General features: G+C 51.9%; 16 protein-coding genes. 6 read left to right on the plus strand and 10 right to left on the minus strand.

The genetic code is table 11. The features are described from left to right. Positions 1-46: 46 nt before the first annotated feature. Together ribD and nrdR are read right to left on the minus strand one after the other, a co-directional pair. A complete protein-coding gene (gene ribD, locus ACJY2G_RS11830) occupies positions 47-1,201 on the minus strand; it encodes a bifunctional diaminohydroxyphosphoribosylaminopyrimidine deaminase/5-amino-6-(5-phosphoribosylamino)uracil reductase RibD (RefSeq protein WP_430318893.1) in 1,155 nt (384 codons plus the stop codon). Positions 1,202-1,210: 9 nt separating this feature from the next. Next, positions 1,211-1,660: a transcriptional regulator NrdR gene (nrdR, locus tag ACJY2G_RS11835; RefSeq protein WP_015698341.1), complete on the minus strand. Its 450-nt coding sequence runs from the start codon at positions 1,658-1,660 to the stop codon at positions 1,211-1,213. Positions 1,661-1,820: 160 nt separating this feature from the next. Between nrdR and ACJY2G_RS11840 the strand changes: the two genes are divergently transcribed. Beyond that, complete coding sequence (locus tag ACJY2G_RS11840; protein WP_112287491.1) at positions 1,821-2,408, plus strand: DUF3251 domain-containing protein; 588 nt, start codon at positions 1,821-1,823, stop codon at positions 2,406-2,408. A 79-nt stretch (positions 2,409-2,487) separates the two neighbouring features. Here ACJY2G_RS11840 and secF read toward each other — a convergent pair whose 3' ends face one another. From secF to queA, 5 genes are all read right to left on the minus strand, one after another. After that, positions 2,488-3,399 carry a protein translocase subunit SecF gene (gene secF / locus ACJY2G_RS11845; protein WP_211334002.1) on the minus strand — a complete coding sequence of 304 codons (912 nt, stop codon included), beginning with the start codon at positions 3,397-3,399 and terminating at the stop codon, positions 2,488-2,490. A gap of 73 nt (positions 3,400-3,472) precedes the next feature. Next, complete coding sequence (gene secD / locus ACJY2G_RS11850; protein ID WP_112287489.1) at positions 3,473-5,320, minus strand: protein translocase subunit SecD; 1,848 nt, start codon at positions 5,318-5,320, stop codon at positions 3,473-3,475. Positions 5,321-5,347: 27 nt separating this feature from the next. After that, positions 5,348-5,680, minus strand: coding sequence for a preprotein translocase subunit YajC (gene yajC, locus ACJY2G_RS11855; protein WP_013576670.1), 333 nt, complete (start codon positions 5,678-5,680; stop codon positions 5,348-5,350). A 162-nt stretch (positions 5,681-5,842) separates the two neighbouring features. Continuing rightward, complete coding sequence (gene tgt / locus ACJY2G_RS11860) at positions 5,843-6,967, minus strand: tRNA guanosine(34) transglycosylase Tgt (RefSeq protein ID WP_015698345.1); 1,125 nt, start codon at positions 6,965-6,967, stop codon at positions 5,843-5,845. A 110-nt stretch (positions 6,968-7,077) separates the two neighbouring features. Continuing rightward, entirely contained in the window at positions 7,078-8,148 is a 1,071-nt protein-coding gene (queA, locus tag ACJY2G_RS11865; protein WP_113876156.1) for a tRNA preQ1(34) S-adenosylmethionine ribosyltransferase-isomerase QueA, read from the minus strand. Between the two features lie 134 nt (positions 8,149-8,282). Between queA and ACJY2G_RS11870 the strand changes: the two genes are divergently transcribed. The 3 genes from ACJY2G_RS11870 to ggt all read left to right on the plus strand — a co-directional run bounded on the left by ACJY2G_RS11870 (position 8,283) and on the right by ggt (position 11,699). Continuing rightward, entirely contained in the window at positions 8,283-8,864 is a 582-nt protein-coding gene (locus ACJY2G_RS11870; protein ID WP_430318892.1) for an ACP phosphodiesterase, read from the plus strand. 224 nt (positions 8,865-9,088) lie between these two features. Continuing rightward, complete coding sequence (locus tag ACJY2G_RS11875; protein ID WP_095924927.1) at positions 9,089-9,691, plus strand: peroxiredoxin C; 603 nt, start codon at positions 9,089-9,091, stop codon at positions 9,689-9,691. Between the two features lie 256 nt (positions 9,692-9,947). Further along, a complete protein-coding gene (ggt, locus tag ACJY2G_RS11880) occupies positions 9,948-11,699 on the plus strand; it encodes a gamma-glutamyltransferase (RefSeq protein WP_430318891.1) in 1,752 nt (583 codons plus the stop codon). A gap of 198 nt (positions 11,700-11,897) precedes the next feature. Here the strand turns inward: ggt and proY are convergent, their stop codons facing one another. From proY to ACJY2G_RS11895, 3 genes are all read right to left on the minus strand, one after another. Further along, positions 11,898-13,322, minus strand: coding sequence for a proline-specific permease ProY (proY, locus tag ACJY2G_RS11885; RefSeq protein ID WP_208644587.1), 1,425 nt, complete (start codon positions 13,320-13,322; stop codon positions 11,898-11,900). Between the two features lie 162 nt (positions 13,323-13,484). Continuing rightward, a complete protein-coding gene (gene brnQ, locus ACJY2G_RS11890; RefSeq protein ID WP_112287484.1) occupies positions 13,485-14,804 on the minus strand; it encodes a branched-chain amino acid transport system II carrier protein in 1,320 nt (439 codons plus the stop codon). A gap of 444 nt (positions 14,805-15,248) precedes the next feature. Further along, a complete protein-coding gene (locus ACJY2G_RS11895) occupies positions 15,249-16,352 on the minus strand; it encodes a cobalamin-independent methionine synthase II family protein (RefSeq protein ID WP_113876159.1) in 1,104 nt (367 codons plus the stop codon). A gap of 269 nt (positions 16,353-16,621) precedes the next feature. On the opposite strand from ACJY2G_RS11895, the gene ACJY2G_RS11900 reads away from it, so the two are divergent. Beyond that, positions 16,622-17,017, plus strand: coding sequence for a type II toxin-antitoxin system RelE/ParE family toxin (locus ACJY2G_RS11900; protein WP_120160820.1), 396 nt, complete (start codon positions 16,622-16,624; stop codon positions 17,015-17,017). Beyond that, positions 17,010-17,342, plus strand: coding sequence for a helix-turn-helix domain-containing protein (locus ACJY2G_RS11905; RefSeq protein WP_120160822.1), 333 nt, complete (start codon positions 17,010-17,012; stop codon positions 17,340-17,342). The genes ACJY2G_RS11900 and ACJY2G_RS11905 overlap by 8 nt, the downstream gene beginning before the upstream one ends. Positions 17,343-17,367 lie beyond the last annotated feature (25 nt).

A 17,367-nucleotide genomic window follows, 5' to 3' on the forward strand; every position in this document is an offset into this window, starting at 1 on the left:
TGGACATGCGCTTTTAACGTCATTCCATCAGGGGGGAGTAAAATTCTCAGTACACCGGTTTCAGGCGTAAACGTAAGTCAGGGCCAATCTGGCGGATATCGCTGAAAGCAAACTCCGGCGCATCAGTCAGATGTTGTAAACCGGGCAACTCGCAAAGTGCTCGCCCATTATTACCCAATAACTTAGGCGCCATATAAACGATTAATTCATCAACCAGACCCGCTTGTAATAAGGCGCCGGCCAGCTGCGCACCCGCTTCCACCCAGATGGCGTTTATCTGGCGTTTTGCCAGCTGCATCATCAGCAGAACCAGATCAATACGGTTATCGCGCCCGGCCACGCGCCATTGTTCGACGGACTCCGGCCAGACCTGCGAATCGACTTCAAGGCGCGCCAGCAAGACATCACCGGGAATATTCACCAGCTGATGCTGCGGTGTAACACGATTCTGGCTGTCGAGAATGATACGCAGCGGCTGGCGCAGATTTCCCTCAGGATAAATCGCCTGCACTTCGCTGCCCAGCTCGCTCCAGCGTACATTCAGCGAAGGATTATCGGCCAGCACGGTGGCGCTGGTGCTCAGAATGGCCGAGCTTTCAGCACGAAAACGCTGAACATCCGCACGGGCTGCCGGAGACGTGATCCACTGGCTTTCGCCGGAAGCCATCGCCGTTCTGCCATCCAGAGACGCGCCCATTTTCAGCTGTACGTAAGGAAAACCTGTACGCATGCGTTTGAGAAAACCGAGGTTTACGGCTTCTGCCTGGGAATGCATCAGCCCGTGGCTGACGTCAATACCATTCTGTTTAAGGCGGTATAAACCACGACCGGCGACTTCCGGATTCGGATCCTGCATCGCGGCGACCACGCGGCTGACACCGGCGGCCAGCAAGGCATCGGCACAAGGCGGTGTGCGCCCGTGATGGCTGCAAGGTTCGAGGGTTACGTAGGCAGTCGCGCCGCGGGCTTTCTCACCGGCCATGCGCAAAGCATGGACTTCGGCGTGCGGTTCACCGGCACGCAAATGATAGCCTTCGCCGACAATTTCGCCATTTAATACAATGACGCATCCCACATTAGGATTGGGCGTGGTGGTAAAACGCCCGAGACGCGCCAGTTCGAAAGCGCGCGCCATATAGCGTTCATCAGCAGGTGATTCATCAGAAAGATTTTGAACAGAAGACGGTTGGTCAGGCAGCATCAGCTTTCCTTAGTCCTGAAGACGGGCGATCTCTTCACCAAATTCACGGATATCTTCGAAGCTGCGATACACCGATGCGAAGCGAATATAAGCGACTTTATCCAGCCCTTTCAGGGCGTCCATCACCAGATTGCCGATCATCTTGGCCGGGATTTCACGTTCGCCGGTTGCGCGCAGTTGCGACTTAATGTGACTGATGGCCGTTTCGACATCATCAGAGCTGACCGGGCGTTTTTCCAGCGCTTTGAGAAAACCACCACGCAGCTTGTCTTCGTTGAAAGGTTCGCGAACTTCATTGCTTTTAATGACGCGTGGCATCACCAGTTCAGCCACTTCAAAGGTGGTGAAACGCTCATGGCACACCAGACACTGACGGCGGCGGCGAACCTGCGATCCATCGCCTACCAGACGGGAATCGATGACTTTAGTATCAACAGCGGCACAAAATGGGCAATGCATAGCACTTCCTGATCGCGAACTCAATTGGACATTAGTTTAACCCGAAGTGTGCCGACAACAAAGGCTGTCGCTACTTTCATCGACATCGGGTTAAACTTAGTTATCTATATTGGTGCCCGGACGGAATGTTTCAACGGGCAGATGAAAGGAAGTCTCTGATATGACGAAACACCCGCGATTTTTACTGGCCTGTGCCGCGTTATTCAGTCTGGCGGGCTGCGCGAAGCAAAATCCTCAAATGCCGGAACTTAAAACGGAAGTGGGTCAGCTCAATCAAAAACTGCAACGCCTGACAGATCTGGCCATCGCGCTGGAGCAGCAGACCACGCTTAACCGCCAGTCATCAAATGGCGTGTATTTATTGCCGGCAGCGAAAAGCGCCGCGCTGCTGAAAAGTGATATCGGCCAGCTGGAAGTTCAGCTGACCCGCGTCGCACCCGATGCCACCGGCATTCAGGCCGTGCTTGAAATCAAAAACACCTCCGGTCAGCCATTGCCGCCGTTTACGGCTTCTTTAAGCTGGGGACAGCTGGATCCGGTCACCGGCAAACCGCTGACCGTCGATATGCAAACCCAGACGATTACCGTCGAGCCAGATTTATTACCGGGGCCGGTGAAAACCGTCGAGGTGAAGTTTAATCAGGTGACTGTCGACACGCTGGGATTTGTACACCTGCATAATATCTTGGCGACACCGCCGGCACAGCCGGTCGTAGCGACTGCCACAACGCCTGTCGTGGCTAAATAGCAGCAGCGAATTACAAACCAAAAAAAACCCCGCATCGCGGGGTTTTTGTTTTCAGGTCGGTAGCTGAACCATCGGCAAATTACGGAAGAATCGAAGGCTGATCTGCGCCCTCTTTTTCCACTTTCTGCTGCAACATGTGTTCACGCTTCATGCCCAGTTTCAGAGCCAGCGCAGACGCCACGTAGATTGACGAAACAGTACCAATTGACACACCAATCAACATGGTCAGAGAGAAGCCTTCCAGCAACGCACCGCCAAAGATATAGAGCATCAGTACAACCATCAGCGTGGTTGCTGAGGTCATAATGGTACGGCTTAACGTCTGGGTCAGGGACACGTTCATGATTTCGTAAGAGTTACCGCGACGAATTTTGCGGAAGTTTTCACGAATACGGTCCGACACCACGATGGAGTCATTCAGCGAGTAACCGATAACCGACATCAGGGACGCGATAATGGTCAGATCAATTTCGATCCTGAACAGCGACAATACGCCCATGGTGATGATCACGTCGTGCGCCAGTGCGATTACTGCACCCAGCGCCAGTCGCCATTCAAAACGGAACCCGACGTAAATCAGGATACAAATCAGCGCCATCAGCAGCGCCATGCCGCCAGCCTGCGCCAGATCGTTACCCACGCTCGGACCCACAAACTCGACACGTTTTACGGTGGCGTCTTTGTCGATATCAGCGTTTACCAGGCTAAGGACTTTATTCCCCAGTTCCTGACCGGCATTACCGGAAACAGGCGGAAGGCGAACCATCACGTCACGGCTGCTGCCAAAGTTCTGAACAACAGGATCCTTGAATCCTGCTTTTTCCAGATCGGCGCGCATGTCGTCGAGGTTAGCGGGCTGACTGAGGCTGATTTCAATGACGGTACCGCCAGTGAAGTCCAGACCCCAGTTGAATCCGCGAACACCCATAATCGCGACGGAAGCGATAAACAACAGGCCTGAAATACAGAAGGCCACGTTGTCCCAGCGCATAAAGTCGATGACTTTACGGCCGTAGTTCAGTTGTTCAACAGTATATGGTTGTTGCTGTGCCACAACGCACTCCTCAGATAGACAGCTTTTTAATGCGTTTGCCGCCGTAAACCAGGTTCACGATTGCACGGGTTCCCACGATCGACGTAAACATCGAGGTTGCCACACCGATAGCGGTGGTGATAGCAAAGCCTTTGATCGAACCGGTACCCACTGCATAAAGAATAATTGCCGTGATCAGGGTAGTAATGTTGGCATCGACGATACTGGAGAACGCACCTTTATAGCCTTCATGAATCGCCTGCTGAACGGAACGACCGTTCTTCAGCTCTTCCTTGATACGTTCGTTTATCAGTACGTTGGCGTCGACGGCTACCGCCAGCGTCAGCACGATACCGGCAATACCCGGCATGGTCAGCGTTGCCCCCGGCAGCAGCGACATGATCCCAACAATCAGAATCAGGTTAGCCACCAGCGCAGTCGTGGCAATAATGCCGAACTTACGGTACCAAACCACCATGAACAGAATGGATGCCACCAGACCCCACAAGCACGCTTCCAGACCCTGAGTGATGTTTTGCATCCCTAAGGTCGGGCCGATAGTACGTTCTTCAACAATCTGAATTGGCGCGATCAACGCACCGGCGCGCAGCAGCAGAGACAGCTGACGGGCTTCATTCGGATCGTTCACCCCGGTGATACGGAAGCTGTTACCCAGACGTGACTGAATCGTCGCCACGTTGATGACTTCTTCCTGTTTCGCCAGAATCGAACGGCCATTCGCATCTTTCTTACCGCTGTCTTTATATTCCACGAACAGGGTAGCCATCGGTTTGCCGATGTTATCCTTCGTGAAGTTAGACATGGCGTTACCGCCAGCGCTGTCGAGAGAGATGTTAACCTGCGGCTGATTGTACTCATCCATGCTGGATGTAGAATCAGTGATGTGGTCACCGGTCAGGATCACGCGTTTGTACAGAACTACCGGACGGCCATCACGCATGTTTTTCACTTCGCTGTCGCCCGGTACACGACCGGTTGAAGCAGCAGAAGCATCCACATTGGTGTTTACCAGACGGAATTCCAGAGTCGCGGTCGCGCCTAAAATTTCTTTAGCACGCGCAGTATCCTGAATACCCGGCAACTCAACCACGATACGGTCAGCACCCTGACGCTGTACCAGCGGCTCGGCGACACCCAGTTGGTTGACACGGTTACGCAGGATAGTGATGTTTTGCTGAACGGCATACTCGCGCGCTTCACTCAGGCGAGCATCAGTCATCACCACGCGAGCTGCATTATCGCCGCTGTTGGTGATCACTAAATCGCGGTGACGTGGGCTCAGGTAGCTGACCGCAGAATCACGGGTAGCAGCATCGCGGAAACGCACTTCAACGCCATAGTTGTCGAGCTTACGCACCGTGGCATAAGGAATATTCTTGTCGCGCAGGTCGCTGCGCATGTTGTCCATCGTTTGCTCTTGCAGCTTACTCAGCGCGGTATCCATATCCACTTCCATCAGGAAGTGAACACCACCACGCAAGTCGAGGCCCAGCTTCATCGGCTCAGCGCCCAGCATGCTCAACCAGCGCGGCGTTGCCGGCGCGAGGTTCAGTGCAATAACAAACTTGTCGCCCAGCGCTTCAGTCAGCGCTTCACGTGCACGAAGTTGTACATCCGTGTCTTTGAAACGGGCAAGAATAGCGCCATTCTCCAGAGCAACTGATTTGATCTGGATTTTGCTTTGATCTAATACGTTACGGACTTGGTCCAGCGTTGCTTCACTGGCGTCGGAACCCCGAGCACCAGTGATTTGAACAGCCGGATCCTCACCATAAAGGTTGGGAAGTGCATAAAGCAAACCGACGATGACCACAACGATCAACATCAGATACTTCCACGCAGGATAACGGTTTAACACGGCAGTTCCCTTCGGGAAAATCGAAAATTAGATAGACTTCATCGTGCCTTTTGGCAGAACTGCTGCCACGAAGTCACGTTTGATCATCACTTCGTTGGTGTCGTTCAGTGCGATAACCACATAACCGGTTTCGGCTACTTTAGTTACGCGACCGATCAGACCACCGGTGGTCATGACTTCGTCACCTTTACCGATAGAGTCCATCAGTTTTTTGTGTTCTTTAGAACGTTTCTGCTGCGGGCGCAGGATCATGAAATAGAAGATTAGACCAAAAACCACCAGCATGATAACCAGAGAGTAAGGACTTCCCTGTGACGGTGCGCCGGTCGCTGCGACTGCATCGGAAATGAAAAGACTCATTTAAATTCCCTCATTGTTGTTGTGAAGCAAATTGATGTAATACAAACCGAGAATCCGACCCGGAGTCTGGCGATGAAACGTCTCGCACAATACCCCATAATGCCGGTTCAAGAAATTATAAAATCGGCACCCCCTTTCGAAGATGCCGATACGAAAAAGAAATCAGAAGTTTAAAGGCGGAACAGGCTTGCCTTTACGCTCGTAGAAGTCTGTCACAAACGCTTCTAATTTACCCTCTTCAATAGCCTGGCGTAAACCGGCCATCAGACGCTGGTAATAGCGCAGATTATGGATCGTATTTAACCGCGCACCGAGAATTTCGTTGCAACGGTCAAGATGATGCAAGTAAGCGCGGCTGTAATTGCGACATGTGTAGCAATCACAGTGTTCGTCGAGCGTTGACGTGTCATCTTTATGCTTCGCATTTCGGATTTTCACGATGCCATCGGTCACGAAAAGATGACCATTTCGCGCATTACGCGTTGGCATCACGCAGTCAAACATATCGATACCGCGACGCACGCCTTCCACCAAATCTTCCGGTTTACCGACACCCATCAGATAACGAGGTTTGTCTTCCGGGATTTGCGGGCAAACGTGTTCGAGGATACGGTGCATATCTTCTTTTGGCTCACCTACCGCCAGACCGCCCACAGCGTAACCATCAAAGCCGATATCTACCAGCCCTTTTAATGATACATCTCGTAAATCTTCGTAAACGCTGCCCTGAATAATACCGAACAAAGCATTCTTATTATTCAATTCGTTGAAGCGATCGCGGCTACGTTTTGCCCAGCGCAAAGACATCTCCATAGAACGTTTTGCGTAATCCCAGTCAGCAGGATAAGGCGTACATTCGTCGAAGATCATCACGATGTCCGAACCCAGATCGTTTTGGATTTCCATCGATTTTTCAGGACTCAGGAAGACAGGATCCCCGTTGATAGGATTGCGGAAATGCACACCTTCTTCTTTGATTTTACGCATCGCGCCCAGGCTGAATACCTGGAAACCGCCGGAATCGGTGAGGATCGGGCCGTGCCAGTTCATGAAATCATGCAGGTCGCCGTGCAGCTTCATGATTTCCTGCCCCGGGCGCAGCCACAGGTGGAAAGTGTTACCCAGCAAAATCTGTGCGCCGGTTTCCTTTACTTCTTCCGGGGTCATGCCTTTTACGGTGCCGTAAGTACCCACTGGCATAAATGCCGGGGTTTCGACTACGCCACGTTCAAAGACCAGACGTCCGCGACGTGCGCGGCCATCGGTAGTGCTTAATTCGTACTTCACATTGCCTCCAGCATCAGAGAAACAGTCTGATGAGGTTAAGTCCGTGGCATGATGCCCGGAAAAGAAAGCCCGAATGCACCGAGTGCGTCCGGACCGTTAATTACAAAAAGCTACTGGCCGACCACTTCCTGCGGCGCCAGCGGGTTACGGTTGATGAACATCGCATCCCCATAACTAAAGAAACGGTACTGCTCTGCGACGGCCTGATGATAGGCATTCATCGTATTTTTATAGCCGGCAAACGCCGACACCAGCATGATCAGCGTCGATTCAGGCAGGTGGAAATTGGTAATCAGGGAATCAATCACCTGATAGTGATAACCCGGATAGATGAAGATTTTGGTATCGCCGAAGAATGGCGCAATCAATGCATCTTCACTGGCCTTCGCCGCACTTTCCAGCGAACGCACAGACGTTGTGCCCACGGCCACCACTTTATTGCCGCGCGCTTTACACGCCAGCACCGCATCCACGACTTCCTGAGGCACTTCGGCATACTCAGCGTGCATGATGTGGTCTTCAATGGTGTCCACGCGAACCGGCTGGAAAGTCCCTGCGCCCACGTGCAGTGTGACGAAAGCAAACTCCACACCTTTGGCTTTCAGCGCATCCATCAGCGGCTCATCGAAATGTAAGCCAGCGGTTGGCGCAGCTACCGCGCCCGGACGTTCGCTGTAGACGGTCTGATACAGTTCACGGTCAGCATCTTCATCAGGACGGTCGATATAAGGCGGCAGCGGCATATGGCCGATTTCGTTGAGCAGAGTAAAGACATCACGATCTTCATTAAATTCCAGCTCGAACAACGTATCGTGGCGCGCCACCATCGTCGCTTTAATATCTTCTTTATCTCCAAGCAGCAGTTCTGCACCCGGTTTTGGCGATTTGGACGCACGCACATGCGCCAGAACGCGGTGCGAATCGAGCACACGCTCAACCAGCACTTCAATTTTTCCGCCGCTGACCTTACGGCCAAACACGCGGGCCGGGATCACGCGGGTATTGTTAAATACCAGCAAATCGCCGGGATGGATTTTATCGAGAATATCGGTGAACACGCCGTGCGTTAACTCACCGCTAGGCCCGTCCAGAGACAACAAACGACAGCCGCTGCGCTGGGTCTGCGGATAGCGCGCAATCAGGGATTCAGGGAGTTCAAAAGAAAAATCGGCAACACGCATGGCTTTTCACTTCACTTAACGACAAAAACAGGCGGCTTAGTCTAGAGGGACGGGGCATCCCCTGCAAGCATCTGCGTCAATAAAGGCATCCGCTGCCCTGTCAGAGATCAACTTTCCTGCGTTATACTGCCGTCATGAATTTTCTCGCTCACCTCCATCTGGCCTCACTGGCCCAAAGCTCACTGACCGGCAACCTGCTGGCTGACTTCGTTCGCGGCAATCCTGACGGACAATATTCAGCTGAAATTGTCAGCGGGATCCGCATGCATCGCCGCGTAGATACCATGACCGATTCGCTGCCGGAAGTGAAAATTGCCCGCAGCTATTTTCGTGAAGATTTTCGCCGCGTCGCGCCCATCACGCTCGATGTGGTCTGGGATCATTTTCTCTCACGTCACTGGGACAGCATTCATCCTCAGCAGTCGCTGGAAGATTTTCTTGACGACTGCCAGCAGGAAATCGAGCCACAGTTGCCTGAAATGCCGGAACGCTTCCAGAATCTGAATGCGTATTTATGGCCGGAACGCTGGATGGAACGTTATGCCGTGCTGCCTTTTATTGGCGACGTATTGCGAGGCATGGCTAACCGGCGGCCAAAACTCGGCGCGCTGACCGGTTCCTTCCATGATATCGAGCTAAATTACGACGCCCTCGAACAGCTTTTTTGGCAGTTTTATCCGGTCATGATGCAACAGGCGAAAGACCGGCAAATCTGACAAACACCGCGAATTTTGTGATTCCATCCGCAATTCCCTGCAATCCAAAAGGTTGTTGTTAAAAAAGTTTGAGACTTACGTCAAAGACTGATAGCCGGATGCTATCTGATTGATTGGTGCGATGGGGTTTATTCACCTGCGGGTTGCCCCTATACTGGCAGTCGTTTTGTTCACCCTTCCTTCTCACCTACGACGCCCGTAAGGGTTTCATAAGGAGTAATATTATGGTTCTGGTAACTCGTCCAGCCCCTGACTTCACCGCAGCAGCAGTTCTCGGTAGCGGCGAAGTAGTTGAAAACTTCAACTTCAAAAAACACACTGCAGGCAAACCTACTGTTATCTTCTTCTGGCCAATGGACTTCACTTTCGTATGTCCTTCTGAGCTGATCGCTTTCGATCACCGTTACGAAGAATTCCAGAAACGTGGCGTAGAAGTGGTAGGCGTGTCCTTCGACTCCGAGTTCGTTCACAACGCATGGCGTAACACCCCTGTTGAGAAAGGCGGTATCGGTCCTGTTAAATACGCGATGGTTGCTGACATCAAACGCGAAATTCAGAAAGCCTACGGTATCGAACATCCGGACGCTGGCGTTGCACTGCGCGGCTCTTTCCTGATCGACAAAGAAGGCGTTGTTCGTCACCAGGTAGTGAACGATCTGCCACTGGGTCGTAACATCGACGAAATGCTGCGTATGGTTGACGCACTGCAATTCCACGAAGAGCACGGCGAAGTGTGCCCGGCTCAGTGGGAAAAAGGCAAAAAAGGTATGGGCGCTTCTCCGGACGGCGTGGCTAAATACCTGACAGAAAACGCGTCAAACCTGTAATCCCTTCACGGATTTCAAGGTCAATAACGGTCAGCTTAGCTGGCCGTTTTTTTTTGCCTGCCATCCGGCACGATCACAATTTCCCCTTCCCGCTCCCTGTTCTGCCTGTTTTACGTCTACGCTGAAAATGTTCCACTCCGGTCATTATGGCGTGCAGTTTGCATAGTTCTGATCGGATAAAACACACAAAAAAGCGTTATCACACAATAACCTGAAGGTTATGACTCATAAGACAGGGTAATAAACAGGAGCCCCTATGTTACGGAAATCACTCATCGCGCTGGCCTTACTGACCAGCTTCCCGCTGTATGCCGCGTCCAGTCCAGCAGTTGAAGCCAAAAACGGCATGGTTGTCACTTCGCAATATCTGGCCTCTCAGGTCGGTGTCGATATTCTAAAAATGGGCGGAAACGCCATTGATGCCGCCGTGGCCGTTGGCTACGCGCAGGCCGTCGTCAACCCATGTTGTGGCAATATCGGCGGCGGAGGCTTCATGACGGTGCATCTTGCTGATGGCAAGGACACTTTCATTAACTTCCGCGAAACCGCACCTGCCGCCGCCAGCGCCAATATGTATCTGGACGCCGATGGCAATGTGAAAAAAGGCGCCAGCCTGTACGGATATCTCGCGGCAGGTGTACCGGGCACAGTACTGGGCCTGGATACGGTGCAGAAGGAATACGGCAAACTGACGCGCCAGCAGGTGATGGCACCGGCGATTAAACTTGCCCGTCAGGGCTTTGTGCTGACCCGCGCCGATACCGATATTCTCGATACCAAGGTTGACCGCTTCAAAGAAGATCCTGAGGCAGCGCGCATTTTCCTGCGTAAAGACGGCAGCGCACTACAGCCGGGCGATAAACTGGTTCAAACCGATTTAGCCAATACGCTGGAATCCATTTCAAAACACGGGCCGGATGCTTTCTATAAAGGCAAAATCCCGGCAGCAGTGGAAGCGGCCTCGAAAAAAGGCGGCGGTATCCTGACAGCGGCAGATTTCGCGAACTATAAAGTCACTGAGGACGCGCCGATCACCTGCAGCTATCGGGGCTATAAATTCGTGTCCGCACCGCCGCCGAGCTCCGGTGGTGTGACGATGTGTGAAATTCTCAACATCGTTGAGGGCTACGACATCAAAAGCATGGGCTTCAACTCAGCGGCGTCGATTCATGTCCTCACCGAAGCCATGCGCCATGCTTACATGGACCGCAATACCTATCTTGGCGATCCGGAATTTGTGAAAAACCCGATTGACCGCCTGATTAGCAAAAGCTACGCCGAAGAAATTCGTAAGAAAATAGAAGCAGATAAAGCCACGCCTTCCACAGCCGTTCAGCCGGGGATGGAACCGCACGAGAAACCGGAAACCACCCATTACTCTATCGTCGATAAAATGGGTAACGCCGTCTCTACCACTTACACCATTAATGGCCTGTTTGGCTCTGTGGTCATCGCGCCAGGAACCGGTTTCTTCCTTAATGATGAAATGGATGACTTCACCACCAAAGTTGGTGAGAAAAACCTCTTCGGCCTGGTACAGGGCGTTAAAAACGCTATCGCCCCCGGTAAGCGCCCACTATCGTCTATGAGTCCGAGTTTAGTGACCAAAGACGGCAAAACCTTCATGGTTCTCGGCTCGCCGGGTGGTTCGCGCATCATCACCATCACTCTGCAAACAGCGCTGAATGTTATCGACCACGGTATGCCACCGCAGGAAGCGGTGAATGCGCCACGTATTCATCATCAATGGTTGCCGGATGAAGTCTATTACGAGCAGCGCGGCGTTTCACAGGACAGCCTGAACATTCTGCAGAAGATGGGTTACAAAATGGTGGAACAAACGCCGTGGGGTGCCGCAGAGCTGATTATGGTGGGATTACCGGGTGCTGCTGGCGTAACATCCGCGACCTCAGGTAATGATTCCGCAGTTTCAGGCAAGGTGCGCGAAGGTTATCTGTACGGCGCGAATGATGTGCGACGCCCCGCAGGTGCGGCCATCGGCTATTAACCGGCATCCTTCACGCTATCTCTGCGTTGGCTGCCTTCATTCACCCCGGTCACTTACCTGTTTAAGCTCCCGGGGATGTACTCAGTTGCCGCCTTGATATAGCCAGAATGATTTGGTTAATAAAATTTATAAACAGTAAAAAGCCCCCGGGATCATAAGATCCCGGGGGCTTTTCTTTACCGGAAGGTAAGTGCTTGCTTACGCTTTGTTGTTCAGCGCCAGCGCTTGTTTTTTGCGGTCATTGCGCAGTTTAAAGGCATAACCGACCAGCAGCGCCACAACCCAAACCATCCCGACATACAGCGAAATACGGGTATCCGGGAAGTAACCAATCAGGCCAATGATGAACACCAGGAAAATGATACCGAACACGGAGGTGTAAACACCCCCACGCAGCGGAAACTCCAGTTCTTTAACCTGCTGTTTGCTCAGCTTGCGACGGAAACCAATTTGGGAGAACAGGATCATAATCCACACCCAGACAGTTGCGAACGTCGCCAGAGACGCGATCACCAGGAACACGTTTGACGGCATGATGTAGTTCAGGTAAACCGCCACCAGCAGCGCCGCCATCATCACCAGCACAGTGACCCACGGCGTCCCCAGACGCGAAACCTTGCTGAACATTTTCGGTGCCTGTCCCTGCTCTGCCATACCGTGCAGCATACGGCCCACGCCGAACACGTCACTGTTAATGGCAGAAAGCGACGCGGTGATCACCACGAAATTGAGAATAGCCGCTGCCGCCGTAATGCCCATATGCTGGAAGGTCAGTACAAACGGACTGCCCTGCGTCCCCACCTGATTCCATGGGAAAATGGACATAATCACAAACAGTGTACCCACGTAAAACACCAGAATACGCAGCGGAACAGAGTTGATGGCTTTCGGAATGGATTGCTTTGGATTCTCAGCTTCACCGGCAGTGATGCCGATGATCTCAATTCCGCCGTAAGCAAACATCACCAGCTGGAGTGACAGAATCGTCCCCATGATGCCCTGGCTGAAGAAGCCGCCGTTGCTCCACAGATTGTGGATACCGGTCGCCTGTCCGCCGTTACCAATGCCCCAGAAAATAATGCCAAAGCCTGCCACGATCATGATGATGATGGTCAGTACTTTGAAGAAGGAGAACCAGAACTCCAGCTCGCCGAAGACTTTCACGCTGACCAGATTGATCGCGCCGATAATCAGCACCACGCTGAGCACCCAGGTCCATTGCGGCACATCCGGGAACCAGACGCCCATATAAATACCGAATGCCGTCACATCGGCGATGGCGACGATCAGGATTTCGAAACAATACGTCCAGCCGGTGATGTAACCCGCCATCGGCCCGAGATAATCCTGCGCATAACGGGAGAATGAACCGCTTTGCGGGTTGTGAACGGACATCTCACCGAGGGCGCGCATGATGATAAACGCAATGATCCCGCCGACCAGATACGCCAGCAATACACTCGGGCCCGCCATTTTGATGGCATCTGCCGAGCCATAAAACAGTCCGGTTCCGATGGCTGATCCCAGTGCCATAAAGCGAATATGGCGCGTTGTCAGGCCACGTTTTAACTTCGTGCCCGGCGCTTCGTTCTGCGCTGTTGGTTGTTCAGCTTCTTGCTGCATGTGCATTAACCCGTGTTGTTTTTTTAACTATCAAAAATCGTATTTTAAAAAATGACTTTTAGCCTGCCAATGAAAAAGCCACGGAAGGGTTCTCCGTGGCCTGATTGGCTAAATATTCTTCAGACGATCATTCTTTCAGGTCTTCGAACATTCACCCGATAATCATTGGTGCGCGGTGACGCTGCGCGGGCCGCTGATTTTGTCATAAATCCCGACCAGTACCAGCATTAATAATGACGGTGGTAACCAGGCAAGACCTTGCGCAGCCAGTGGCAAGTTCGCAGTCCAGGCTGGCATCAGATCAGCAAAAGCAGAAGCCTTAATACCGTCAACAATGCCGAACACCAGGCTCACGACCATGACCGGCGCCACAATACGTGTGGTGCTGTTCCACCAGCGCAGGGTAAAGCTCAGCACAACCAGCGCGATACATGGCGGATAAATAGCCGTCAGTACCGGCACAGAAATCTGGATCAGATGGCTCAACCCGAGGTTGGACACCAGCATGGAGAACAGACCCAGAATGAATACCAGCGTTTTGTAAGACAGCGGCAGATATTGGGCAAAAAATTCCGCACAGGCGCAGGTCAGGCCAACCGCTGTCACCATACAGGCGATGAAAATCAGCGCACCTAAGAAGAAACTTCCAACACTACCAAAAGTATGAGCGACATAAGCATGCAGGATAACCGCACCGTTGGTCGCATCCGGCACCAGCGAGGCGCTGTTTTCACCGAGTTTGAACAGGCTCAGATAAACCAGCATCAGTCCCAGACCGGCAATCAGACCGGCCAGAACAGTATAACGGGTCAGCAATTTCGCATCAGAAACACCGCGGGAACGCGCGGCATTAACGATAACGATACCGAACACCAGCGCACCCAGCGTATCCATGGTCAGATAGCCATTAACAAAGCCACTGGAGAAAGGAACGGTCTGGTAAGCGCCGACAGCAGGCATTGGCTGACCGGCAGGCCACAACAGTGCAGCGATACCCAGCGCAGCCAGTGCGACCATTTTCAGCGGTGCAAGGAAATGTCCGACAGTATCAAGCAAACGGCCCGGATACAGGGAAATACCGATAACCAGGCTGAAATAAATCACGCTGTAAATCAGCAGTGGCAGCGGGCCGTCACCGGTCATCGGCGCGATCCCCACTTCAAACGAAACCGTTGCGGTACGCGGCGTGGCAAACAGCGGCCCTACGGCGAGATAACAAACGGTAGCCAGAAGAATACCGGCACCACGACCAATTGGCGTACTCAGGGCATCCACACCGCCGCCAACGCGCGCAAGTGCAATTACCGTCATCACCGGGAGTCCGACCGCGGTAATCATAAATCCGGCGGCAGCCCACCAGACGTCATGACCTGCCTGCAGGCCAACCATTGGCGGGAAAATAATATTCCCGGCCCCGACGAATAAGGCGAAGGTCATGAAACCCAGCGCCATAATATCTTTATTTGTTAAACGAGTACTCATGATTGGTGTCGTGTTGCCTGTTCAAATGAATAAAGTGTCCGTTGCCGTCGCCGTGCCACGTCGTCAGAAGGATGAATGGCATAAAAGAGCCAGAGAGCATCCTATGAGGAACGAAGTAAGCTAAAAACGCCTGATGATATGCAGATAATTACGTTGTTATGCAGGGAGTATCGAGCGACAGCGGACGCTAAGGTAAACTTTTATAGCGTATAAAGGCAAGCCGCGATCCAAAAAGCAGAGTGTTTAACCAGATTAATAATAGAAGACAGGCATATTCACTAAATACAACGAAAAACACGCCATATGATATGTATGATTTTTGAACTAATGAAGCACAAGATATGCTCCGGTAAGACGAAAAATGCGTGAAATCACCACTCTCAGGTTATTTCACGCACAGTTTACAGCATTTTTACAAGGTCAAAATTCGACCACGTGCTGGCATTACCAGACGCGGGCGGCGATATCGACGACCAGCTTCAGTTTTTCCCACTGCTGCGCTTCGGTCAGGCTGTTGCCCTCTTCCGTTGAAGCGAAACCACATTGCGGGCTGAGGCAAATCTGGTTGATATCCAGATATTCTGCTGCTTCGGCCAGACGTGCCTCCACCGTTTTCGCCAGTTCAAGCTCACCGGATTTGGTCGTGATCAGACCCAAAACCGCCTGCTGATGGCCTTTTTTGATAAAACGCAGCGGCTCAAAGCCCCCGGAACGCTCGTTGTCATATTCCAGGAAGAAGGCATCGATGTTCACGCCACCAAACAGAATCTCTGCCACCGGTTCATAGCCGCCTTCTGAAATCCAGGTGGAACGGAAGTTGCCCCGACAGACATGCAGACCAATCACCAGATCATCCGGTTTACCGGCAATCGCTTTGTTCAGCACATCGGCGTAAGTGCGCGCTAACTCTTCCGGAGAGTCGCCACGTTCGCGGATTTGCTTCTTCTGATCTTCAGAACACAGGTAAGCCCAGACGGTGTCATCAAGTTGCAGATAACGACAACCGGCATCGTAAAACGCCTTAATCGCATCGCGGTAAACCTGCGCCAGATCGTCAAAGTAGTCTTTCAGATCCGGGTACACTTCTTTGCTGATCGCGTTACGGCCACCGCGGAAATGCATCACGCTCGGGCTTGGAATGGTCATTTTCGGCACTGCACTTCCGCTGATGCTTTTCAGGAAACGGAAATCTTCCAGCATCGGATGTGAGCCGAACCCCAGTTTGCTGACGACTTTGATGCTGCGTGCTTTAGTCTGTACGCCATTGAACTGGATCCCCTGCACCGCATCGTAACCTTCAACGCCTTCCAGACCTTCGAAGAAATCAAAGTGCCACCATGCGCGGCGGAATTCCCCGTCAGTGACCACTTGCAGACCGGCTTCACGCTGCAAATCCACCACTCGGCGGATTTCGGTATCTTCTACGGCGCGCAACTGCGCGGCATCAATCTCACCGGCCTGAAATTGCTTACGGGCTTCTTTAATCGCGGCCGGACGCAGGAAACTGCCAACGACGTCAGCGCGGAATGGAGGTGTTGTACGTTGCATGAAGAACTCCTTATGACATCCCGCCATTGGCGAAATGCGAATGATTCATTATGTAAATAATTACCTTGCGTTATATTTAGACATCTGGATGTCTAAACGTCTTTAGCAGGATACTGTCATGCAGATGCTTCACGGGCAACAGAGGAATCTTCATGGGACGTGAATAAAATTCATGTTCACTTCGCGATGTTTCATGATGCTGAACAATATGTGCCCCCTTGCGATCTGTAGTAATAAATACTATAGTTTATTTTACCAGGGACGATGGCATGAACGATTTACGTATTTTTGTTACAGAGGATTTTCACGACTTCATGACCGATAGCAAACTGTCGGAAAAGGATATCCTCAAGTCTGCACATGAACTGGCAAACGGACTTTTTGATGCGGACTTGTCTGGCAACATTTACAAGAAAAGAATTGCACCGACAGGAAGGTCGAAATCAGGGTTTGGCCGTGCCATCGTCGCATTCCGTTTTGAGGATAAGATTTTTTATATCGATGGCTGGCTGAAACACAGTGTTCGCAAGAACGGGCATGAAATTCCCGACAAACTTTTGTCTTTGTATAAGGCAGTTGCTAAAGATTTGCTCAATTTCACAGAGCAGCAACTCGAAATAGAACTTCGAACTGGATTAATTAAAGAGGTGATTTCTAATGGTTGATGAACGTTTGCTAAAACTGCAGCGGATGGCTCAACGCTTCCATGATTCATCTGGCGTGGTTTCACAAACCACGATGCGCGAAATTAACAAAATTGTTGATGAAGCCGTACAGGAAGAAAGGCTGAAAGCCTTTGCAGAACGCTCTGCTGAACGTATACGCGCGCTGCGGGAAAAAGAAAAAATCAGCCAGGGCGTGCTGGCCAGACTCATCAATATGTCGGCTAACAGCATTCAAAAATGGGAGCGTGACGAAACCAAACCCACCGGTGCGGCTCTGATCTTACTGATGCTGATCGAAGAAAAAGGTTTACAGATCATCTGCTAAAAGTAGCCACAGCGTGGGCTGTGGC

The sequence above is a fragment of the Rahnella sp. ATs2 genome, from assembly GCF_051851855.1.
In the GTDB taxonomy this organism is placed as follows: Bacteria; Pseudomonadota; Gammaproteobacteria; order Enterobacterales; family Enterobacteriaceae; genus Rahnella; species Rahnella variigena.